Below are 21,208 nucleotides of genomic sequence, written 5' to 3'. Positions count from 1 at the left end.
CTGGCCACGTAGGTGAGGGGGCTCTGGTCCACTTTCTGTGGAGTCGGTCGAGACCGGGGACGACCGGCAGCAACAGGCCCGGCGCTATGCAGGTCAGCCGCTTCGGCCAGGGCCGTACAGAGGCGGTCTTGCCCCGGACCACAAGAATTGGACCAGAGCCCGAGAAGGGGAGTCGTTTGTCGATGCCCTGCTCGCGTGGCACCGGAGGACAAGTTACGCAGTCATGGTTGCCCTGTCCGAGGGCTTCGTCGCCACGGTGCTGGTCTTGGCGGAGAGGGCAGGCATCGAGGTGAACTGGCGGCCAGCAGTCGCCGCCAAGGACGGCGGCCTCAAGGATGTTCAGGTGCCGGAGGTCCCGGTTTCCTCTGAGGTGATGGCGCTCTTTGAAAACGGTCACCTGCTGCTCTGGGGTGGGGACAAACATGCTCAGTTGATCTCCCCAGGCAGCTCGCATTTCAGCCTTCAAGGCCTCCGTGCTGCCTGGCCTCGCAGGAGTGAGTTGATGGACGGCGTTCTGTCGGCTCGGGTGGGGCGAGCGCCACGTAGGATCCAAGGTTTCCACAAGGTCGGTCGTACACCTTGGTCAGGGAGTTCCTGGCGGCGAAACCTCGCTGCCACATCTTCCGACCGAGGGAGTTGCCCATGAAACGTCTGTTGGCGAGTGTGGCTGTCGTCATCGCTGCCGCTGGAGCGGGCCTTGCCACCACGGCAACGCAAGCATCCGCGGCACCCCACCCCGAAGCCGTTGCGGCCGAGACCTACGCGAGCGCCTCACAGGGCGACCGGGCCGCGCGGGATCCCTACGTTCTCTACAGCAGGTACGACAGCCTGGCCGTCTGCAGGGAAGAAGGGCTCCGGGGAGAACTCCACGGCCGGTGGCGGTCCTGGTACTGCTTCGACAACAGGCCCCTCGACGTGCAGCTCTGGGTGAAGTACCGGTGACCAACTGAGCGATGCCTGACCCGCTCGCGCTGAAGGGTTACGGGGTAGTAGCGGGATAGCAAGATCATCAAATGTAGAAGGCCGGTAGATCCTGGAGATCTATCGGCCTTCTGACCTGGCGTTACGCCGATGTGGGAAAGCTGAACGCGCCTGCCCAGTCTGTGACGGCACATTCGCATCGCCGAAAACGGTGCGAAAAATCTACTGCAGTGCTCAATGTCGGCGCACCGCAGAGAAACAACGAGACGAAGCACGTGACCAGGAACGGGCACGTCGCTTGGGCGAGGCGCCGAAACCCACCGCCGGTCAGCCTGTCTCCGTTCCCGCCGAAATGCCAGCACCGCGGCCGCCGACCATCAGGCCCATCGTCCGCAGTGTTCAGGAACGCGACCCGTTGGAACCCACAGCCACTCGCGAGTGCCCTCACTGCCATCAACCAGTGACCATCGTCGCCCTGTTGGCGACTCCAGAAGCAGCCCGCCCCTCGGTTCCTGTAGGGCCTGGAGATCCGATTCCCATCCGGCGAACACCGTGATCACGTCTGATGGTCACTGATCCACCGGGCCCGCCGACCTGACGGTCGGCGGGCCCGAGTATTGCAAGGGTGCTTGCCTTGGGCCTTCGGGGGCCCGTCTGCAAAATCGGGGGTAAGACTGGGTGGGGTGCGGATGCCGTGGTGGCGGCGGAGCGCGGACAGGGCGGCGAGGTGGCCGCACATGCCGTGTACGGAGGGCCCAGGCGGGGTGGCTGCTGAGCACAGGAAGACACCGGGCAGCGGTGTGGTGTACGGGTCCCAGCGGGCCGTCGGGCGGGCCAGGGATTGGCGAAGGGTCATGGCTCCCGAGGTGATGTCGCCGCCTACGTAGTTCGGGTTGTACGTCTCGTACTGCGCGGCGGAGAGGCCGCGGGAGGCGATGATCGTGTCGGTGAAGCCGGGTGCGTATGCCTCAATGCGGTGACGGATCAGGTCGACAGGGTCCCGGGTGTCGCCGTGGGGTACGTGCGCGTATGCCCACACGGGGCGCTTGCCCGGGACGGCTCGGGAGGGGTCAGTGATGGCCGGATCGACGACCAGGACGAACGGGTCATCGACGCAGCGTCCGGCGGCGGTGACGGTCTCCTGCCGGACGATGTCGGCGTGGGTGCCGCCGAGATGCACGGTGCCAGCCTGTCCCACCAGCGGGTTGGTCCAGGGGATGGGGCCGGTGACGAGGAAATCGGCCTTGGCCGCTCCGGGGCCGTAGCGGTAGCGACGCAGGGCCCGACTGTATCGGCCGGGTAGCCGTTTCCCGCCGATAGCAAGGAACTCGTTAGGGCCGACATCTAGCAGGACGAGTGGGAAATGCCCGACCTCGGCGAGGTCCTTCACCCGCTGCCCGGTGTGGAAGACGCCGCCGTGCGCGGTGATGTCGGCTGCCATGGCGTCGGCGATTCGGGCGCTGCCACCCTCGGGCAGGGGCCAGCCGCTGCTGTGGGCGGTGTGGGCCAGCAGCAGCGCGACCGCGGCTGCGGGTAGGGAGGGCAGTTTGCCGACGGAGTGTGCTGCGACTCCGGTCAGCAGCGCTTGAGCACGTTGTGTGGTGAAGGGTGTATGAGAGGTGGCGTGGGCCAGCACCCGGGAGGCGAACAGTGCCCCTGCTGTGATGTCCCGTGGCAGGGCACGGTGGTGGGACAGGACCAGGTCGACGACGGCGGGTGAGCGGGCGGCGAGCGGACCCATGAGGCGGGCCCAGCGAGGTCCGTCCGGGCCCAGATGGTCGGCGGTGCGGGTGAGACTGCGCCAGGCGGCTGTCGCGTGGCCGCCGGGCAGGGGGTGGGCGTAGGGAAGGTCGGGCTGCAGCAGCCGTACCCCGCGGGCAGGCAGGTCGAATTGGCGGAAGAACGCGGAGGCGGCGGCCCTGGGGTGGACGGCGGCGCAGATGTCGTGCACGACGTTACTGTCAAACAGGGGTGTGGTACGCAGTCCGCCGCCGATGGTGTCAGCGGCTTCGAACAGGGACACTTTCAGTCCGGCTCTGGACAATGTCACTGCGGCGGCTAATCCGTTCGGGCCGGTGCCGACAATCGCGGCGTCGGTCATCGGGCGGCTCCGGCGGAGGTGAGCCGGTGGCTGGCGAGCCGCCGGTAGGTGACATCCGTGTCCATGGGATCGGCGTGAGTGCCGCTGGCGCGCAATCTTCCGTCTTCTATGACCAAGATGCGGTCGGCGCCGATGGCGGTGGGGGTGTAGCGCGGTGCCGTCACAGAGGCGGAGCCGGGATTCGAGGTGGCCTCATTGAGTAGCAGCGCATCGGGGCGGGTCAAGACGGCGCGGGCGATGGTGAGGCACTGCTGCTGCCCACCGGACAGGCCGGGGCCGCCTTCAACCAGCTTGCTGGCCAGGCCCTCTAGAGGGTTGTCGATGGTCAATCCCTTGGGAACGTGGAGGCTTTGGTTATGCGGTTCAGGCCTCTTGACGGCCAGGGCACGTTTCTGGTTGAGGATTCGTTCGAAATTCGGCAGGTGTGCAGCCTGCCAGCGGCGCCGTGCCTGCGGCGTGTCCTCGTTCCCCAGGGACAGGTGGGTGTCAGGGGTCAGGGTCCGTCGGATGCCTTGCCCGACGGGCCGTTCTTGGCGTCCGAAAACAACAGCCGGGCGGCGGAACCGATCAACGCCAGAGACCCGAACGCCAGGCCGAGGCGTACCCACCTCATGCTGCCCTCCCAGTCCTGGGGGGAGCCGGAGGTCACCCAGGCCCCGGTTGCGATGCCGACCGACACGATCGCTATGCCAGCTGTACGACGTATGACAGTACTCATGCACTCATGGTCTCCTCTGGCCTTGCCAACGGTCATACCCGGATCACCTCTTCCACTGCGATGCGCGCCGTCTCGGCTGGATCACCACCGAGACGGTGCACTATGGCCCATGGGCCTGCAGGCTGTGCGACGACGCTGACCGTCGCGGTCGAGGTGGCGCCGTTGTAGCGGAACTGGTTGCCGTTCCGGTACCACGTCGGGGCCGGAAGGCCGAGTTCCTGGTCGACGATCAGCCCACGTGCCAGACTCGCGATGGTGTGGGGGGTGGCCCACAGTCCCCCTGCGGGCAGAATTGCTCCGTCCATCGTCCACACCTTGCCCGGCCGCTTGAACAGTCGAGTCCGGGGCAGCAGGCGGGCATCTGCGGGTGGGTAAGGGGTCATGGCGCCGGCTGGGAGTTGGAGCGGGGCCAGAACGTATTCATCGACGATGTCCTGGTACCGGTGCCCGGTGGCGGCCGTGAGAGCAGCGCCGAGGATGGCGTAACCGAGGTTGGAGTACTCCTCGTGTTGCCCGGGTGGGTACAGGAGGAGGTTCGGAAGCTGACCTAGCAGGTCATCAAGGGCGCTAGGAGTGAACTGCCGGTAAGGGTCGGCAACGGTATGCCCCGGCAACTTGGGGGGCAGCCGGGGGAGCCCGGAGGTGTGCTGTAGTAGGTGCCGGAGCGTGATCCCCGTGCCTGTCGCGGCCGGCAGCCAGCGTTCCAGCGGATCATCTGGCTCAAGTACACCCTCGTCGGCCAGCTGTATGAGAGCCGTCCCGGTGATGACTTTGGTCAGCGAACCCGTCTCGACGAACAGGCCAGGGTTGTGCCGTTCCTCTGTGCGGATACCCCGGTGGCTGATGACACAGCAGGGCACGCTCACCGGACTGCTTCTTCTAGCCGGGCCAGTGCCGCCACCGCGTGGGATTCATCATTCAGATAGCCCCTCTGCAGCGGGACGATGAGCCTGCCGGTCCGGGGCCCACCATGTCGGCATGACCACTGACACGTCCGCCGTCCACCTACCTCCCGTCATCCACTGCTTCGCCTCTGACAACGGCCGGGAGGTGTTCGGGCGACGGTTGGATCTGGCTCTGCGCGCGGTGTACGGGGAGCGCGGCCGGTGGCCCTGGGGGATGCTCGCGGCCGCCCGCCTGCTGACGGAGCTGCGCCTGCGGGTGGACGACCAGGTCGTGTTCGTCCCGCTGCTGGACCGGCTGCGCGACGGCGCCCCGGTCGGCTGGCCCAACACCACGGCGGCGAGCGCGGAGGACGTCACCGACCAACTGGCCAAGTCGATCCGGGTTGACCGCTCTGTCCGAGGCTGTGCACGGGTGGGCCCTTGGGGCGCAGGCAGTGGTGCGCGCGCCCCTCTTCGACCTGGCAGCCGTCGCGGACCGGGCCCGGGCATGGGGGCAGGACAGGGAGTTCAGCGCGACGACCCGTGACGCCACCGCCCTGGGCAGGTGCGTGAGTACCGGTGCAGTCGCCGCCTCCAGTCGTGCTCGTGACCGGCCACAGGGTGGCCGGTGATCGCTGTTAGCCTCGGCAGTCCGTTAATGGCTGATCGTTGGGAAGGGAGCCCAGATGGAAGCACCGGGCAAGCCGTTCCTGATGCATATCGGAGATATCTTCTGGCAGAACCAGGGCAGGGTGGTCATGCTGATCGGCCTGATCGAGCGCGGGCGGGGTCATAAGGGCGATGCGGTGGAGATTGTCGGTTTCGGTGGGACCGCGCTCGTCGGCGTCGAAGAGATCGAAGCTTTTCGTCAGTATGTCGACAAGGCGAGTGCAGGCATGAGTGTGGGCCTGTTGATACGTGGAACGGCGGTCGGCGAGGTGGAGCGGGGGCAGGTGCTGGCGGCACCTGGCTCAATCAGCGCACACACCAGTTTTGCAGCGGACGTCACGCTCTTGTCCGAGGAACGCGGTGCTGCCGAAATGCGCACTGGTGAGCGACTCCGCTTCCACTTCGGTACTGCCGCTGTAGCGGGTGACGTGACGCCTACCGGGGAATTGGATGTCTTGCATCCGCTCCCTCGGGGCGACGTGACGATCACGCTTGAACGGCCGGTTGCCTTGGAGGAAGGGCAGTCCTTTGCTTTTCGGCACCGTGGACGGGCTGCTGGCTCGGGGCATGTGATGCGCCTTCTCAACTGAGCCTCGTCAACGGAGCCAGAGCCGAATCGTTGCGGCATGACCGTGCCGTGGAAGACGTAGACGCGCTTGTCGAAGCGTGTCGCCACGGCGCGTGATCCCTTAAGGGCATTAATTGCCGAGCCGTTCGAGATCACTTGGATCGCGACGAGCGACCACCCATAGCCCACACCCGCTGGGGCAAGAGCCCCTCCTGCCACCCACAGTGCCGCCCGCCCCCGTGTCATTCTTAAATGTTGACCTACCGCGCGGAGCGGCTCTATGGATTCGCCGATAGCTAGACGAGGTGTCCCCAGCACCGGGCGGTCACACGCCGTCGTACACCCAGGATCGGCCGGTCTGGCGGTACTCCTCCACGGGGATCGGCTTGACGCCGGTGCGCATGCGGGCGGTGTACAGCAATCCGTCGAGGTGGTCGATCTCGTGGTGGATAAGGCGGGCGAGGCCGCGCTCGTACACGGTGGTCACGGTTTCGCCGGTCAGGTTCGTGGTCTCGACGGTGATCTTCAGGGGGCGGGGGACGAGGCCGCGGACGTCGAAGAAGCTCAGGCAGCCTTCGTACTGTTCGTCCGCATCGTCGGAGCGGTCAGTGATCCGCGGGTTGAGCAGGATGATCGCCGGGGCATCAGCGGGCGGCTGGACGACGGCCGCAGCACGGCTGATGCCGATCTGCGGGGCGGCGATGCCCATGCCCTTGGCGAAGGGGTGCACCTGGCCGATCCGCTCCATCGCGGCGAAGAGCTCGTCGGTGATGCGCTCGGCCTCGTCGCACTCGGCGGGCAGGGTGAAGGCGCGGGCCGGTTCGGCGAGAATGCCAGCGCCGTGCTGGACGACTCCAAGGTCCCGCATCTGCTGGCTGGGCCGCACGTCCATCACCTGAAGTCCCCTTGTTCCGTGTTGTGTTCGGGCCGTGCCCTAAACCTCCACTCAAGACGGTACCGAGCGTGGAGGGCGGGTGTGGTCGTGATCCAGGTGAATTGCCGTAGTTCACCGTCATCGCTGCGGACGGGAGGGGTCCGCAGCGGGGAGGCTTCGGCGGTCATGGAGGTCTCGGTGCCCCACACGACCGGGTCAAGGGCGGCGGGGAAGGCAAGCTGCACTTCCAGTTGTTCGGTGGGCAGGCGTACGGCCCGCTGGAACCAGTTCCCCCACTTCTCGTCCCCGACCGTGTAGGCGTACTCGATCCACACCGATTCGCCCGGGTAGAGCGGGAAGCGGCCGTGTTCGTTGTCGAACAGCAGCCAGACCTCCTTGAAGGCGTCACGGTCGTGCTTGGCCTGCCACCGCATCGTCTCGCCCCGGCAGGTGGCCGTGAGGTCGAGTTCACCCCAGGTCAGCGGATGCGCCCGGTAGTGCGCGTTGGACCGCTCGGGGTCGCCGGGGTAGCGGTCGACGGAGATGCGGATCAGGTAGCGGGTCACGGGCTCCTCGCCGGTGTTCCGCAGCAGCCGCCGCATCGTGAGCCGGTACGAGCGGCCGTCATACTGGAGCCGGGCGGCGTCATGCTCGACGACCAGGGCAGAGCCGGTGGCGTACGGCTGCTCGGGCCTGCGCGGGGCCGGCGGGGCCACGGCCGGGCGCCGGGACCTCGTGCGGGCCTGCTCGTAGTCGCACCAACGCCGCCAGATCGCCTTCCCGGCGTTCAGCGTCTCTTCGGCGAGCCGGGCGAACTCCTCGCTGGGCTTGTGGCGGCCGGACTCCATGTGGCTGACGTACGACGGGTCAAAGCCCATGGCCCGCGCTAAGCCCCGCTTGGACATGCCGCGTACTTCCCGCCACCGCGCGACCTCGGCCGCGAAGCCCTCGGCCGCCTGCTCGACGGTGATCTCCTCGCTGTGCGCGTCCATCGAAGCCCCGCCCCGCGTCACTTGTTGGTGAGCATGAATGAACCGTGAGTGATCCAAGTTCATCATCCCGTCACGGCCTGCGTCGCCGTTTTCCTTCCCTCAGCGGCCCGGATCGACCCCCGGGCAGATGAGGGAGGCAACCCATCATGCACGTGCTGTACCTGCTGAACATCTCCAACCCCGACCGGCTGTCCGCGGATTCGGGGTGGATCTTCGCGGACCTGCTCGCCCCGGCCCTGGCCGACGCCGGGGCCGAGGTGACCGTCGCGGCCCCGGCTCCGGCCGGGGACGATCGCTGCGGCTACCACCAGACGAAGGTGCCGGGGACGAAGTACCGGGCCCGATTCTCGGCGGATGTCGACGAGCTGGTGGCGCTGATCCGGACGGAGAAGCCGGATGTGGTGGTGGCCAACCAGGTCGAGGAGGCCCCGGCGATCCGCACGGCCCTGCTGGAGGCCGGGTCGAACGCGCTGCTGGCCGGGTACGGGCACTACCTGCCGTTCTCCTTCACCGGCGGCGGCCAGCTCATGGTCGACCCCTCCCTGAACGACGCGGGGCTCGGGCGGCCGGTGCTGCTGGCGTTCGCCGCCGGCCTGGCCGCCTGTGACCGCGTGATGGTCCACTCGGCCACGGCTGCCTCCTGGGTGTCGGCCGCCGCCGCCCGGATGACCGTAGACCTCGGCGAGAGGCTGCGGGTGGTGCCCGCACCGCGCGACGAGCGCCTGGTCCGCGACCCAGCCACCACCCAGCCCGCCCCCGGCACGGCGATCGGCATCTACAACCACCGGCTGTACGCGCACTACGGCACCGGGCAGTTCGTGGACCTCGCCCGCAACCTGGTGGCCTCCGGCACGGTAGGGCTGCGGGTCATGGACCTGTTCGGCCAGCGCCGGGCGGAGCGCAAGGGCCTGGACGACAGCCCCGAGAGGATGCGGGACCAACTCGCCGCGCTGCCGCACGTGCAGGTCGTCTCCGATCGCGGTGACCGCGTCCGCTACAAGAACCTGCTGGCCGGCGCCCGCTTCGGCATCGCCCCCTTCCGGTCGGGCTGCCCCTGGTCAATGAGCGTGATCGACTGCCAGGGCATGGGCCTGCCGGTCATCTCGCCCCGCCTGGGCTGGCTGGCCGAGCACATCGACCCCGAACTGCGTTTCGCCACCCCGGCCGAGGCCGTCGTCCTGGCCGAGCGCCTGGCCACGGATGACGAGTTCCACGCCGTCCACGCCAAGCGGGCCCACGCCTCCACCGCCGACTTCACCCCCGCCCTGGTCGCCACCCGCTACTTGGAGGCCATCTCGTGACCCCCTTTGACGCCGTCTTTCTGTCGTACGACGAGCCGATGGCCAACTCCCTGCACTCCCGGCTCCAGCGGACGCTGGGCGGCACGGTCAAGCGCCTGCACGGTGTGCACGGGATGCGCCGGGCATACCGGCTGTGTGCCGAGGTCGTCGAGCGCGAGCAGTTCTTCCTCGCCGACGGCGACTTCGCCATCGACACCGACTTCGATGTGGCCGCCGTCGAGCCGCTGGACGAGGGCACCTCCATGCGGGTGTGGCGGGCGGTCAACCCGGTCAACGGCCTGACCTACGGCTACGGCGGGCTGAAGCTGATCCACCGCAGTGCCCTGCGCGAGATGGGTGAGGCCGTGGACGTGCTGGCCGCCCTGCCGGGACGCATCGAGTTCGCCCAGGAGACCGCCGGGATCACCAGGTTCAACCAGAGCCCCTTCCACGCCTGGAAGGCCGGTTTCCGCGAGTGCGCGATGCTTTCGCGCGGCAGCGAGTACGGCATGGCCGACGACAACGCGCACAAGCGGGTTGAGGCATGGACGCTTAGCCGCAGCGGAGAGTTCGCCGCCTACGCCGCAGCCGGGGCCAGGGAGGGCGTCACCTTCGCCCGCCAGACCGCACGTGACCCGGAGCAGTTCGATCATCTCAACGATCCCGCCTGGCTGCGGGAGAGGTTCACCGCCGCCCACGGGGACCAGGCGGTCTCCGGATGACTGGCCCGCTCGTGCTCATCGAGCCGTACGCGAACCGCCTGGGCGGGCACCACCAGCGCACGCTGGTGGCCCTCGCCCAGGCCCGGCCCGGCCCGGCCCGGCAGCCTGGTCATCGCCCCACACGGCGCCGCCCGCGAGGCGGTGGCGGCCCTGTGCGAGGCGGGGGCCCGGCTGGCGACCGCGCCAGTCGGGCGGGGGGCGGCCGTGCTGCTGGCCGCCGCCCGGCTCGCAGTCGGCCTGTCGGCCGCCGGGCAGCGAGTCTTCCGGTCGCGCCGCTGGCCCCGCCGTCTGCGGCGGCTGCCGCACCAGATCACCCTGATCGCCCGCTGCCTGACGGAGGCGTCCGCGTTGCGGTCCGCCCGTCGGCTGGAGTCCGGCGCGGACGCAGTGGTGATCCTGACCGCGAGCGAGGCCCTGCACGGGGCCGCCGCCCTCCTCGGCGGCCAGCCGCACCTTCGGTTCGTCCACGAGGCCGTGACCACCGAGGACGCCCTCGTGAGGCTGCTTGGCCGGCTCGCCCGCTTCGGCGAGCAACGGGTGATCGCGGTGTACCCGACCCAGGCGGTCGGCGATCAGTTCGCCGCGGCCTTCCCCCACCTGCCCGCGGTGGTGCGGGCCTTCTCGGTCGACGACGGCCGCCGCCTGACCGACGCTGAACGCGACGGCGGCCGGACGGCTTTCGGTATTCCCGCCGCCGAAGCCGCGGTGTGTCTGGTGGGCGGCTGGTGGCCGTACAAGGACATCGACACCGTCGACGCCGCCCTAGGCCGGCTGAAGGAGCCGCTGCACCTGGTGGTCGCGGGCGATCCGCTCGACGAAACCGTACTCGAGCGGTGGCGGGCCCTGCCCGCCATCCGCCTGTACACCGTGCCGGGTCCCGTCGCGGAGAGCGTGCTGCGGCTGGTCTACGGGGCCGCCGACGCTGCCCTGGTCGCCCGCCGGCCCGCGGTCGGCAAGGAATCCGGGCTCGTGATGGACGCCGCCCGCCTCGGCGTCCCCCTCATCGTCTCCGACCACGACCCCGCCCTCACCGGCCGTCTGCACGGCCAGCCCTGGGCCCTGACCTTCCCCGCCGGCGACCCGGACGCTCTCGCCGCTGCCCTGCACGCCGTCATCCGCCAGCCGCCCAAGCCGCCCGGCTCCGAGGCACCCCGCCTGGTCGGGATGTGGACGGCCGAAGAGCAGGCCGACTTCCTCACCCGAACCTTCACCCCGCTCACGGCCAAGGAGTCCCGATGCTGAGCACGCCTCCCGCCCTGATCGCCGTCATCGGCCCCATCGAGCCTGCCCTGCTGGCCACCTGGGTCCGCCACTACCGGTGGCTCGGCGTCGAGCGGTTCCTGATCGCCTTCCACTTCCCCGACCACGTCCCCGACACCCAGCGGCACCAGCTCCAAGCCGCCTGCCGCGAACTCGGCATCAGCCCCACCGGCACATCCGCCGGCCCCTGGCACGAGCACACCAACACCCAGCTCCGCGACACCCTGCGGCACCAAGCCGGTCCCGGCTGGCACCTGCTCGCCGACGCCGACGAGTTCCAGCAGTACCCCGCCCCGCTCTACGAGGTGATCGCCCAGGCCGAGAAGAGCGGACACCGGGTGGTGGGTGGGCTGATGCTCGACCGCGTCGCCGCCAGCGGACGCCTGACCGGCTGGCGGCCCGAAGGCGGCCTCGACCTCGCCTATCCCCTCGGCGGCCACCTCACCCACCGGCTCCTGCACGGCGACCCGAGAAAGGTCGTCCTCGCCCGCCACGACGTCACCGTCTCCTCCGGCAACCACCGCTCTCCCGGCCACCGGCCGAACGCGGACCGCATCTGCGCGGTTCACCACTTCAAGTGGCGCTCGGGCGTCCTGGACGACCTCCGCCGCCGGGTGCAGCACTTCACCTCCGGCACCTGGCAGGAACACACCCCAGCCGTCCGCGACGAGGCCAACCGCCTGCTGACCCACGTCGGCCAGCACGGCGGCGTGATCAACACCAGAGATCCGCGGTTCGCCTTCCGCCGGGTCAGCCTGGACCGGATGCCCTTCAGTTGGCCCTCCGAGGCCCGCAACATCTTCACCACCTGGCGTCCCCACGCCCACAGCGGCCAGGATTGACAGGCAGCACCCGCGCTCGCGGACACCATGTCGCGAAAGGATGACCACGTGCCCCTCGCCGTACTCCTGGCCGGCCTCACCGGCTCCGGGAAAACCACCGTCGCCCAGGCCCTGGCCGACCGCGGCTACACCCGGCTGTCCGTCGACGAGGAGGTCCACCGACTCCACGGCCTCTACGGCGTGGACTACCCCGAGCACACCTACTTCGAGCGTGAACGGCCCGTCGTCGAAGCGATCCGGGACCGGTTCACCAAGGAGATCGAGGCCGGGAACGACGTCGTCCTGGACCACGGCCTGTGGCGCCGCAGCGAGCGCGATGTCTGGCGGCAGGCCGCCCGCGAAGCGGGCGGCCTGCCCGTGGTGGTCTACCTCCCCGTCGACCGCGACGAACTGCTGCGGCGCCTGGCCGAACGCAACCAGCGCGAGGACGCCAACGCGCTGACCGTCTCCCCCCAAGCCCTGGACGACTTCTTCGCCCGCTTCGATGCCCCGGCCGACGACGAGGACATGATCGTCTACACCAGAGACCTGGACGTACTCGTGACAGCCCTCACCGAGGCCCGGGGGCGGTAAGGCGGGGCCTCGGGTCCCGGTGCCGTCAGCGACACGGCCCCTGCGGGGCCGTGTCGCTGCGGGCGGCGGGCAGGCGGCGGACGTTGCCGACCGCGGCGGCTTGTTCCCTCAGACGCTCGATCTCCCCATGCTGGGCCGTGAGCCGGGAGATGGCAAGGGTCTTGAACGCGGCGAGCTCGGCCAGAGCCTCGTCCCGTTTCGCGAGCCGTTCCTTGAGCTCGGGACCTCAACCTTCGGCCGTTCGATCTGCGCGGCCCGCAGGTCGCACGACTCTTCCGGCAGCGAGTTGAAGCCCATCGCCAACCTCGTCTACGAGCACAGCCCAGACGCAATTCTGCGCGCAGCGGACCGCCTCGCCCCCGTAAACAGATGTCACCGTTTTCACTGCCCACAAAGCCAAGGGCCGCGAATGGGACCGGGTCTGCATCGCACCCGACTTCACACCGCCCACCGATACCGACGAGGTGCACGCCCAGGGTCAGCCCGTCCCCAAGCCTGTCGACGAGGCGGAGGCCCCGCCTGGCATACGTTGCCGTCACCCGCCCCGCCACCTCCTGGACCCACCGGCCTAGCCTAGATCACCAGCACCCCAAAAAACCCACCTGAACCAGGCCCTGCAGGGGCGTCATGCGACCTGGAAACAGTTTCAGATTCTGGCCCACGCCGCACGCGACCTCTCCATCTGGACTTCTTGCGCGAGTTATGTAATGGAGTATTCGAGTGCCGCGCGAACAAACTCCTCCGGAGGGAGGTACTGATGCACCTCAATGTAATGAACGATCATGACTGGGGCCGCATAGTTCACGCCACGCGAGGAGTGAATTCGAATTTCTCCACTGCCAAGAAACAAGCCATCCCGGTGAACGTACTCCTGTGCAGCGTCGAAGGAAGGACAGAGCTCACAGAAGTGGATTCCACGGAAGACGTTACAAGGACTTCTAGCCAGCTCCTTGAGTGACTCAATGAGGTTATCCGACGGGTCCCCCTGCACGTATGCATGCTCCGGCGAAAGCCATCCAACGTTCAGATACTTTTCCTCAGTCTCTGAATATGAATACGGAGTCAAGTCTTCGTAATACGTCATCTCGGATTCGCATGCTCTCGGCAGATAGTTACATGGCAGGCACCCATATTAGGCTCCAGAATTTCACTCAGCCGCGTGGGCTTGCTGACGCTGATTGACTTAGAGCTGATTCTGAGGTTATACGGCGGTGCCACAGTGTAGTCCGGGAAACTTTTCCCTGGTCCATACGTGTCAGTCGCAGGTATTTTTCCTCCGGTCTCCACTTGAAGACCGAGCGAGTCCTTGAGCTTCTTGCCATCTTCGACGTAGAACTTAACCCATGTACCAGGGGGAACGATCGCATCCCCTGAACCAAGGATGTAATACCCATGTCCGGTGATCACAGTTGAGTTGTCAGACCGACCAAGCTGGGTGACGCTCTTTGCATATTCGGAACCGACACCCTTGCCAACCACCGGGCTGGCGCCCCGAGCTCCGCCCAAACCCTTGGCCCATTGAACTCCTGGTCCAACCAAACTACCGAAGGCACCACCGGCGCCTCCGAGGAGCAGATCTTCAGGGGACGTCGGCTGACACTGAGCGGTGTTGACCGCGTAGGTGTACGCGGCGCCGATTGCGGCATCGGTGACGGCGGCGGTGGCCAGGGCGCGTCCCCCGGAGAGGCCGAGGCTGCTGGCGAAGCTGGCGCCTGCGGGGGCGAGGTATCCGGCGCCGGCGCCAATAGCGGCGCCCTTGGCGGTGGCGCCTGCGAAGTCGCCCCAGTCGAAGTCGTCGCGGTGGGTCAGGGCGTAGACGCCGCCGCCGATGACGCCGCCGATGCCAGCGCCGATGCACCAGGGGCAGTTGCCGGAGGGGTCGGAGAGGTTGGCGGGGTCGTTGTCGGCGTAGTTGTAGGACGACTTGTTGGGGTTGTCCAGGGCCGCGGGCATGGGGTCGCGGCTGGTGAAGCGGCGCTGATCGGAGTCGTAGGAGCGGTCGCGCAGGAGGAGGCGGCCGGAGAGGTACTGGTCTTTGTACTGGCCGGTGTAGCCGTAGATGCTGCTCTGACCGCCGGTGATGGTGGCCTTGCCTGCCGAGGTGCCCCAGGCGTCGTAGGTGTAGCGGTAGTTGTCGGTGCCCTTGGCGTCGAAGACCGTGCTGACGGAGCTCTTGCGGTCCTGGGTGAAGTAGAAGCTGCCGTCCGGGCGGTCCATCGACCGTGCGGTGCCGTCGGGGTCGAAGTGGTAGTCGCTGAGCAGGGCGCCGGAGCCGTTGGTGTCGGTGGCGATCTGCGGGAGCGGGTTGTTGATGTCCCAGCGTGAGGTGCGGATCAGCGCGTTGTTCTTGTTCGCGGCGGTCCGGTTGCCGTCCGCGTCGTACTTGAAGGTGTAGGCGCTGGTGCCGATGGTGGCGGACTTGATCCTGCCGAGCGGGTCGTAGGCGTAGGTGTTGGCGCCGTCCTTGGTCTGGTTGCCGTCGGCGTCGTAGCCGTAGCTGGTAGTCGTGGCGCCCGTGTCCGTCGACTTGAGCTGGTCGGCGTCGTCGTAGGTGTAGGTCGTCGTGCCGTCGGCGGTCTGTGCGGTCTTGAGGTTGCCGACCGTGTCGTAGGTGTAGGTCTCGCCGGTCTTTCCGGGCAGACAGGACTCGGTGGTGGTGTCCGTGCAGGTCCGCGTCATGCGGCCGACGTCGTCGTAGCCGTACCGGGTGGGCTTTTTGCCCTTGGGTGTGTCCCTGGACAGTCGGCCGTTGGCGTCGTAACCGAAGGTGTTGCTGCCCGAGGGGGTGGTCAACGAGGCCAGTCGCCCGGCTGTGTCATAGGTGCGGGTCTCGGTGCGGGCGGTAGCGGTGGGCAGGGTGACCGAGGTGAGGTTGCCGGCCTTGTCGTAGCCGTAGCCGGTGGCCTTGCCGTCGGTGGTCTGGGAGGTGACGCGGCCAACGGTGTCGTAGCCGTAGCTGGTGGCCCGGCCGTCGGGATAAGTGCGGGACTTGAGCGTGTCGTCCGTGTTCCACGCGTAGGTGAACGGCTTGGCCTCACCCGGCGCCGTGATGCTTTCGATCTTGTCGTCGTTGTCGTAGGTCAGGGTGCGCTTGCCGGTCGCGTCACTGACCTCTCGCACACGGCCGGCGGCATCGTAGACGTAGCTCTGGCTGGGCGTGCCGTCGGAGTAGGTCACCTTGGTGGGCAGTTGCCGGGCATCGATCGTGGTGGTGATCGTCTGGCGGCGGGCGTTGGTGACCTTGGTGCGGTTGCCCTCTGCGTCGTAGTCGTAGTCGACGGTCTGTGTAAGAGGATTCTTGACCGACTCCAGCCGTCCCTCGGCGTCGGAGCCGTAGGTCGTGGTGCGCGTCTTGGCATCGATGCTGGTTTCCAGGAAGCCAGCCGTGTTGTAGGTGAGGTCGGTGGTTCCGGTGTCCGGGGCGGTGATCTTCTTGACCCGGTTGAGTTCGTCGTAGCCGTAGAGCATCTGCTTCTTACGGCCGTCGGTGACCGAGGTGACGTTGCCGATGGCGTCGTAGCCGGTCTTCGTCTCGTTCTTTAGTGGGTCGGTGACCGAGGTGGGGTGGCCCGCTTCGTCGTAGCCGAAGGTCCACGTGTACTTCAGCGGGTCCGCCCCGGTGTCGTTGCCCCGTGGGTCGACCATCGTGGTGCGTCGGCCGTCACCGTCGTAGCCGTAGGTAGTGCGCTCCTGCTCCGGGGTGACTTCCGCGGTCAGGTTGTTGTCGTCGTCGTACTCGTACTTGGTGACCTTGTCGGACCAGGTCTTGGAGGTGGCCAGCCGGTTGTTGTCGTCCCACGTCAGCGTCATGCCGCGCTTGAGGCCGTCACGGGTGGTGAGGATGCTGCCGTTGCTGTCGTAGGTGACCGACCGTGTGTGGGTCAGGGGGTCGGTGATCGACAGGGGGCGGTCGTCGGCATCCCAGGTGAAGGCACTGGTGTTGCCGAGCGGATCGGTGACCGTCGTGCGGTTTCCGACCTTGTCGTAGCCGTACTTCCAGGTGTACTTGATCGGGTCGGCGCCGGTGACATTGCCGCGTGCGGTCACCATCTGCGACTGGCGGCCTGCCTTGTCGTAGAGCCAGGTGGTCGTGCCGCCGGTGCGATCGGTGGCCGCGTTGACGCGGCCCACCTTGTCGTAGCCGGTTTTCCGGATCTTGCCTACCGGGTCGGTGACCGTGGTGAGGTGGCCCGCTTCGTCGTAGCCGTAGACGGTGTCACGCTTCTTGGCGTCGGTGACCTTGTGCAGGTTGCCGGCCGCGTCGTACTCGTAGGCGGTGGTGTTCGAACGGGCGTCGGTGACCGACTTGAGGCGGTCGGAGGGGTAGTACTCGAAGGCGGTCGTGTACTTGGCCGGATCGGCTCCTGGTGCGTTGCCGCGCGGGTCAACAGCAGTCTTGATCCTGCCGGACCCGTCGTAGGTGTAGGTGCTCTTGTTGTGCTCCGGCGTGGTGACCGATGTCAGGTTTCCCGCGGTGTCATAGCCGTAGAGGGTGGGGTTGTGGCGCGCGGTGGTCGACTTCTCCAGCAGCTTGGTCGTGGGGTTGTACTCGTACGTCGTCTTCTGGCCGAGCGGGGCGGTGACCGAGGTCAACAGGTCATCGGTGTAGCCGAAGAGTGTCTCGTTGTACTCGCCGTCCGTATGACTGGCGACGTTGCCGCTCTTGTCGTACGTCCACGACTCGTCCGAAGCTCCGGAGCTGCGCCGCTTCAAACGGCCAGAGGCGTCGAAGTCCCATTTGATCTCGCGGGTCTCGGCGTCGACGGCGCTTGTCCGGTTGAAGTGCTCGTCGTAGCGGTAGTAGCTCTTGTTATTGAGCGGGTCGAGCTGGGTGAACAGGACGTTCTTGTAATAGACGTCGGTCCACACGCCACCGTCCGGTGCGGTCACGTCGACCTGGTCGAACTGGCCGTTCTTGGAGTACTTGAAGTACGTCGTGTTCTTCAGGGCATCGGTCTGGGACTTCACCCGGCCTTGCTCGTCGTACTCATTGACGATGACGACCGTCTTCCGGGCATCAGTGACCGTCTGGAGCAGGCCGTTGTCGTAGCCGTAATGCTCAGTGGCTCCGTCCAGCGCCTTCACATCGGTCAACTGGTCGCCGCTGTAGTCGTAGTCGACGAACCGGTCATCGGCCATCGTTACCTTGTCGAGGCGGTCTCCCGCGTAGGTGAGTTTGACGCCGCGTCCGGCGGCGTCCGTGATGGTGGTGGGGTGGCCGCCGCTGTAGGACAAGGCCAGACCATGGCCTGCGCGGTCCTTCAGCGACGTCAGCTGACCGGATGCGTTGAATGTGTAGACCCGGTGATCTGCTGTGGTCAGCTTGTAGTTACTTCCGTCCGCCGCCAGTGTCGAACGCGCCTGCCCCGGGGTACTGAAGGTGCCGCCAGACTTCTTGGAATAGGCGGTACGCGCTCCGCCCTCGCCGGTCAGCACGACATCGCCGTCGTCCTCGACTTTGAGTCTGGTTTCCCAGGGCAGCTGCCAGCCCTTACCCAGCGCGCCGGTATCAGTGTTGTCCGAGGAGTACACGCGCCCGGCCGTGAACGGAACACCCGGAGCCGAGACCTGGGCATCGACGAACGACTCGGTGAACGCACCTGTCGCCGTACTCACCGGGTCTGCCCGCGTCACGGTGGTCCCGACAGAGCCGCTGGCATCCCCGCACAGCGCGCTGCAGGCCGCCCCGTCAGGCAGAGCGGGAAGGATGTCAAACGCGTTGTAGGAACCGCACCCCTCAGTGTCCGTGGGGTCATCGAGCACGGTCGTGCAGACGTGAATGAAGTACCTGGGAACCGGGTACTCACACTCCGTCGTCGGCAACGTGATCGAGGCGTTGACGACCGGAAAGGTCCTGCCGGTGTTGATCGTGGGCGCCTGAACGACCTGGCCGAAGTCGTACACCTTGTTGTCGTCCTTGTTCAGACGACAGCCGTACGCATCCAATTTCCAGGTCACCTTGACCGGGTGCACCTCATCGTCGGCGCCCCCGACCTGCCAAATCGCCGCTGAAAGCTGCAACGGCTCACCCGGAACCGCAGCCCCGATGTGATTTCCCAGCGCCATCAACCAGCCGCCCTGCTGGGCAGCGGTGTTGCCGAACGGGTCCGTTGTGTACTGGTACAGGGCACCGCTGGAATACGAAGGCGCAGTCGGCGCATCCACGTACGCAGCCGGCCGGACACCGGAACCGGATGAGCCCGGCTGCCCCTTTACCTTCGGGCCGCCGGGCTTCATCGCCTGCTGATTGGCTTTCAGCAGCTCAAGTTGCGCGGCGGTCGCGGGCTTGCTCTTCGTCATCGGCAGACCGTGTGACTTCGTCGGCCTGGCACGGTCCTTGGTCTGCTCCCGCCGTTCCTTGGGCGTGACCGGCTTCTGATGCGCTGCCGGAGCTGGCCCACCATCACGTGTACTGGCGACTTGAGTGGTGTCGTCCGCCGACACCCGGACCAACCACCCGCCGCCTGTGACCACAGATAGCACTAGGACAACGATCAAGACACGCATGCGCGCAGACACAGCGGCCAGCACAAACCCCACCCCATGGAATACGCACAACTTATAGTTGGCTGTGCACGAGATGTGAAATCTTGATGCACAGGCCACCTACAGATCAACCACAGAGATCCGCTTCGTCCGCTTTCAGTCGCAAATTCCCCCGAGGATCTTTACCCTCTCGTGACTGACTGGTCGCACCAGGTGACCTCACGGAAGTCGAACTTCCTGGGCGGTGTGCCCAATCAGCGGGCTCCCAGTGTCCGCCCCGTAGAATAGTTCGCTATCCATGACCCGACGTTGGCGTCAGAGCGCGATGACCTGGCCTGCCGGACATTGAATACTCCCTTGCCGTCTGGATCGTGAACCAGGTTGCAAGCCCCTGCCCTCACACGTCGCATGTGCTGCGTGACTACGTGCGGAATGGCTGGATCCGTGCGGTAATCCCCGTACCGGCAGGCCGCGACGTCACCGACTGCACCGAGGCGACCGGCCTCGGCCTTCAACCGTGAGCCCTGCAAGCAGCACAACGCCGCTTACAGCGCATCAACCGGTTGCAACAGTGGCGAAACGTGCGGGCCTCGCATGATCCGCCACATCTCCCTTGAGCAAAAGCGGTGACTGTGCGATCGGTCGCGGTCCAGGCGGGCACTGCACAGCTCGGTATAGGGACGCTCCGGCTGGTGAGCAGTTCGGATTCAGGCCCCGAGGGGGCTTGTCCGTGCTCAGGAGCCTCGCGCCGGTTTGGATACCCGGCGTGGTGCATCGCCGCTACGCCTACGCCGCTACGGAACTGCACACCCGTCAGACCGTCCTTGCGCGCCGACCATGGTCGACGAGGTGGCGGCCGCGGGCTTGGCGCGGAAGGAGGGCATCGTCATGGTTTCCGGGCAGATGATGTGCTGTTCGTCGACGCCTAGTAGCTTCGGTGTAACGGTGCGGAAGGAGCAATTTAATTGACGTATGGCGACGAGCCGCTTTCAAGATGACGCTGACCGTCATCGATGAGCTAGCACTCCGCTGGAACCTTGGCCGGCGTGGCCTGCCCCGCCGCGGCAGAGGCGGGCTAGGCGCGGACCGGAAGACTTGCACCACCTCCCTGTCGAGGTGTGTTCAGGTCTGACGGCTGGCCTGGGCCGGATCGACGCGCCTGAGTCGCCCTGATGGGCGTGATGAAGTGCGGGTCGTTCGTCATGGTGCCGCGGTGAGAGCAGGCTCGGCACCGACCCTGCCCCCTGAGGCAGCGTTCCGCTGCTTCGCCGGGCGTGTGCCACATGTGCCCTCGGATATGGAATCGGCCAGCTGCGACGCGCCCGTGAGTCTCTCGCAGCGGTTCTACCCACTGCGAGCGTGCGGTCACGACCAGGTAAAGATCGTGGGGGATATTACTCCGCGAAACGGGCAAAGCACATCTGAGCACTTGCTCTCTAGGTGGCGCCTACATCAAGATCCGTCACAACTCGCGCACAGCCAACTCCAAGTTGTGTGTCTTTCGTGGGGGTGGGGTTGTGCTGGCCGCTGCGCCTGCGCGCACGCAGGTGCTGATTGCTGTCCTGGTGCTGCCGGTGGCCGCGGCGACGGCTGGCTGATCCGCGTGTCGGTCGACCACAGCGGCGGGGGCGGACGCAACGGCAGTTTAGGGCGGCGGCGCTTCAGAAGCCGGTGCCCCGGCTGGAGCGGCGTGCGCAAACCATGGACCGCGCGAAGGCGTCGAAGTCGCACGGTTTGCCAGGTATTCGACCGAAGCTTCTCGCAGGGGTTAACCCTTATTTACGTCAATCGAGTTGGATTGCGCAAAGCGATACTCTACAGTTTGTCGCGGGAACAAAGATAAAGAAAAAAGGGGAGTTTCAAGGTGGGGAATTTCAAGAAGATCGGCGCTTCTGTCGTGGCGGTGGCGGCGCTGTCCGCTTCTGCTCCAGCATTCGCGTACGGCATTCAAACCGACGGGGCGTACGCCTACACGTCCAAGAGCACGACTGTCGCCAATATTAAGGACACCAAAAAGGATGGCCACCCGGTAAAGATCGAGTATTATCGACTGTACAGCTCGGGCGATCTCCGCACCATCTGGGAGAAGCGCGGGTACGGGTACAAGAATTCAAGCAAGCCCGGATCCTACATCCTGAAGATCAAGGCGTGCGAGTACATCAACTCATGGCCTGATGACTGCACGTCCTGGACGGATGGCACTATTCCCGGCTCTGACTGAAGCGACAAACCGTAATGTCGTTGTGGAGCCCCGCCCATGGGGTTCCACAACGGCGGCGGCACTGTGTGAGGACCAGGCGAACTTTGAGGGCAGGGCG

Annotated in this window: 17 protein-coding genes and 1 pseudogene; 10 read left to right on the top strand and 8 right to left on the bottom strand. The window is 66.6% G+C overall.

Annotation, left to right across the window (positions count from 1 at the left end; translation table 11 throughout):
- The first annotated feature begins 37 nt into the window (after nucleotides 1-37).
- Together IG54_RS43880 and IG54_RS0129450 are read left to right on the top strand one after the other, a co-directional pair.
- Entirely contained in the window at nucleotides 38-646 is a 609-nt protein-coding gene (locus tag IG54_RS43880; protein WP_106977120.1) for a DUF6086 family protein, read from the top strand.
- Nucleotides 643-942, top strand: a complete 300-nt coding sequence (locus IG54_RS0129450; protein WP_030791268.1) for a hypothetical protein — start codon at nucleotides 643-645, stop codon at nucleotides 940-942. The genes IG54_RS43880 and IG54_RS0129450 overlap by 4 nt, the downstream gene beginning before the upstream one ends.
- 535 nt (nucleotides 943-1,477) lie before the next feature.
- Here the strand turns inward: IG54_RS0129450 and IG54_RS0129445 are convergent.
- The 4 genes from IG54_RS0129445 to IG54_RS0129430 all read right to left on the bottom strand — a co-directional run bounded on the left by IG54_RS0129445 (nucleotide 1,478) and on the right by IG54_RS0129430 (nucleotide 4,606).
- Complete coding sequence (locus IG54_RS0129445; RefSeq protein WP_078594659.1) at nucleotides 1,478-3,022, bottom strand: phytoene desaturase family protein; 1,545 nt, start codon at nucleotides 3,020-3,022, stop codon at nucleotides 1,478-1,480.
- Complete coding sequence (locus IG54_RS42620) at nucleotides 3,019-3,351, bottom strand: ATP-binding cassette domain-containing protein (protein ID WP_030791264.1); 333 nt, start codon at nucleotides 3,349-3,351, stop codon at nucleotides 3,019-3,021. Before IG54_RS42620 ends, IG54_RS0129445 begins: the two co-directional genes overlap by 4 nt.
- Before the next feature lie 164 nt (nucleotides 3,352-3,515).
- On the bottom strand, nucleotides 3,516-3,740 hold the full coding sequence (locus IG54_RS42615) for a hypothetical protein (protein WP_199809610.1): 225 nt from the start codon (nucleotides 3,738-3,740) through the stop codon (nucleotides 3,516-3,518).
- Between the two features lie 32 nt (nucleotides 3,741-3,772).
- Nucleotides 3,773-4,606, bottom strand: coding sequence for a serine hydrolase domain-containing protein (locus IG54_RS0129430; RefSeq protein WP_037897950.1), 834 nt, complete (start codon nucleotides 4,604-4,606; stop codon nucleotides 3,773-3,775).
- A gap of 112 nt (nucleotides 4,607-4,718) precedes the next feature.
- Here IG54_RS0129430 and IG54_RS0129425 point away from each other — a divergent pair, with 112 nt between their 5' ends.
- A complete protein-coding gene (locus IG54_RS0129425) occupies nucleotides 4,719-5,171 on the top strand; it encodes a hypothetical protein (protein WP_030791256.1) in 453 nt (150 codons plus the stop codon).
- A gap of 139 nt (nucleotides 5,172-5,310) precedes the next feature.
- A complete protein-coding gene (locus IG54_RS0129420) occupies nucleotides 5,311-5,883 on the top strand; it encodes an EF-Tu/IF-2/RF-3 family GTPase (protein WP_030791253.1) in 573 nt (190 codons plus the stop codon).
- A gap of 6 nt (nucleotides 5,884-5,889) precedes the next feature.
- Here the strand turns inward: IG54_RS0129420 and IG54_RS41545 are convergent.
- The 3 genes and pseudogenes from IG54_RS41545 to IG54_RS0129410 all read right to left on the bottom strand — a co-directional run.
- Nucleotides 5,890-5,996: pseudogene (locus IG54_RS41545) on the bottom strand (IS5/IS1182 family transposase); the annotation flags it as partial.
- A 190-nt stretch (nucleotides 5,997-6,186) separates the two neighbouring features.
- Nucleotides 6,187-6,753 carry a peptide deformylase gene (locus tag IG54_RS0129415; RefSeq protein ID WP_234336386.1) on the bottom strand — a complete coding sequence of 189 codons (567 nt, stop codon included), beginning with the start codon at nucleotides 6,751-6,753 and terminating at the stop codon, nucleotides 6,187-6,189.
- Nucleotides 6,753-7,727: a helix-turn-helix domain-containing protein gene (locus tag IG54_RS0129410; protein WP_030791248.1), complete on the bottom strand. Its 975-nt coding sequence runs from the start codon at nucleotides 7,725-7,727 to the stop codon at nucleotides 6,753-6,755. The genes IG54_RS0129415 and IG54_RS0129410 overlap by 1 nt, the downstream gene beginning before the upstream one ends.
- A 146-nt stretch (nucleotides 7,728-7,873) precedes the next feature.
- Between IG54_RS0129410 and IG54_RS0129405 the strand changes: the two genes are divergently transcribed.
- The 5 genes from IG54_RS0129405 to IG54_RS0129385 all read left to right on the top strand — a co-directional run bounded on the left by IG54_RS0129405 (nucleotide 7,874) and on the right by IG54_RS0129385 (nucleotide 12,404).
- On the top strand, nucleotides 7,874-9,028 hold the full coding sequence (locus IG54_RS0129405) for a glycosyltransferase family 1 protein (protein ID WP_030791246.1): 1,155 nt from the start codon (nucleotides 7,874-7,876) through the stop codon (nucleotides 9,026-9,028).
- Nucleotides 9,025-9,729 carry a hypothetical protein gene (locus tag IG54_RS0129400; RefSeq protein ID WP_030791243.1) on the top strand — a complete coding sequence of 235 codons (705 nt, stop codon included), beginning with the start codon at nucleotides 9,025-9,027 and terminating at the stop codon, nucleotides 9,727-9,729. The genes IG54_RS0129405 and IG54_RS0129400 overlap by 4 nt, the downstream gene beginning before the upstream one ends.
- 204 nt (nucleotides 9,730-9,933) lie before the next feature.
- Nucleotides 9,934-10,971: a glycosyltransferase gene (locus tag IG54_RS38370; RefSeq protein ID WP_234336385.1), complete on the top strand. Its 1,038-nt coding sequence runs from the start codon at nucleotides 9,934-9,936 to the stop codon at nucleotides 10,969-10,971.
- Nucleotides 10,965-11,831 (top strand): glycosyltransferase family 2 protein, encoded by an 867-nt coding sequence (locus IG54_RS0129390; protein ID WP_030791240.1) that lies wholly within the window; start codon nucleotides 10,965-10,967, stop codon nucleotides 11,829-11,831. The genes IG54_RS38370 and IG54_RS0129390 overlap by 7 nt, the downstream gene beginning before the upstream one ends.
- Nucleotides 11,832-11,879: 48 nt before the next feature.
- On the top strand, nucleotides 11,880-12,404 hold the full coding sequence (locus tag IG54_RS0129385) for an AAA family ATPase (protein ID WP_030791238.1): 525 nt from the start codon (nucleotides 11,880-11,882) through the stop codon (nucleotides 12,402-12,404).
- 1,080 nt (nucleotides 12,405-13,484) lie between these two features.
- Here the strand turns inward: IG54_RS0129385 and IG54_RS0129380 are convergent.
- On the bottom strand, nucleotides 13,485-18,704 hold the full coding sequence (locus IG54_RS0129380; protein WP_158708944.1) for a putative adhesin: 5,220 nt from the start codon (nucleotides 18,702-18,704) through the stop codon (nucleotides 13,485-13,487).
- 2,050 nt (nucleotides 18,705-20,754) lie between these two features.
- Between IG54_RS0129380 and IG54_RS42230 the strand changes: the two genes are divergently transcribed.
- Nucleotides 20,755-21,111 carry a hypothetical protein gene (locus IG54_RS42230; RefSeq protein ID WP_051820115.1) on the top strand — a complete coding sequence of 119 codons (357 nt, stop codon included), beginning with the start codon at nucleotides 20,755-20,757 and terminating at the stop codon, nucleotides 21,109-21,111.
- The last annotated feature ends 97 nt before the right edge of the window (nucleotides 21,112-21,208 follow it).

This window comes from Streptomyces sp. NRRL S-920 (genome assembly GCF_000717945.1).
Lineage (GTDB): Bacteria > Actinomycetota > Actinomycetes > Streptomycetales > Streptomycetaceae > Streptomyces > Streptomyces alboniger.
The sequence above is the reverse complement of the archived record's forward strand: the minus strand, read 5'-3'. Positions and strand labels throughout refer to the sequence as shown.

Bases quoted from the DNA above. Each gene is read 5' to 3' on its own strand.
- IG54_RS0129445 (WP_078594659.1), bottom strand. From the start codon at position 3,022: ATGACCGACGCCGCGATTGTCGGCACCGGCCCGAACGGATTAGCCGCC.
- IG54_RS0129420 (WP_030791253.1), top strand. From the start codon at position 5,311: ATGGAAGCACCGGGCAAGCCGTTCCTGATGCATATCGGAGATATCTTC.
- IG54_RS0129450 (WP_030791268.1), top strand. From the start codon at position 643: ATGAAACGTCTGTTGGCGAGTGTGGCTGTCGTCATCGCTGCCGCTGGA.
- IG54_RS0129425 (WP_030791256.1), top strand. From the start codon at position 4,719: ATGACCACTGACACGTCCGCCGTCCACCTACCTCCCGTCATCCACTGC.
- IG54_RS42615 (WP_199809610.1), bottom strand. From the start codon at position 3,740: ATGAGTACTGTCATACGTCGTACAGCTGGCATAGCGATCGTGTCGGTC.
- IG54_RS0129410 (WP_030791248.1), bottom strand. From the start codon at position 7,727: ATGGACGCGCACAGCGAGGAGATCACCGTCGAGCAGGCGGCCGAGGGC.
- IG54_RS0129390 (WP_030791240.1), top strand. From the start codon at position 10,965: ATGCTGAGCACGCCTCCCGCCCTGATCGCCGTCATCGGCCCCATCGAG.
- IG54_RS0129380 (WP_158708944.1), bottom strand. From the start codon at position 18,704: ATGACGAAGAGCAAGCCCGCGACCGCCGCGCAACTTGAGCTGCTGAAA.
- IG54_RS0129415 (WP_234336386.1), bottom strand. From the start codon at position 6,753: ATGGACGTGCGGCCCAGCCAGCAGATGCGGGACCTTGGAGTCGTCCAG.
- IG54_RS0129405 (WP_030791246.1), top strand. From the start codon at position 7,874: ATGCACGTGCTGTACCTGCTGAACATCTCCAACCCCGACCGGCTGTCC.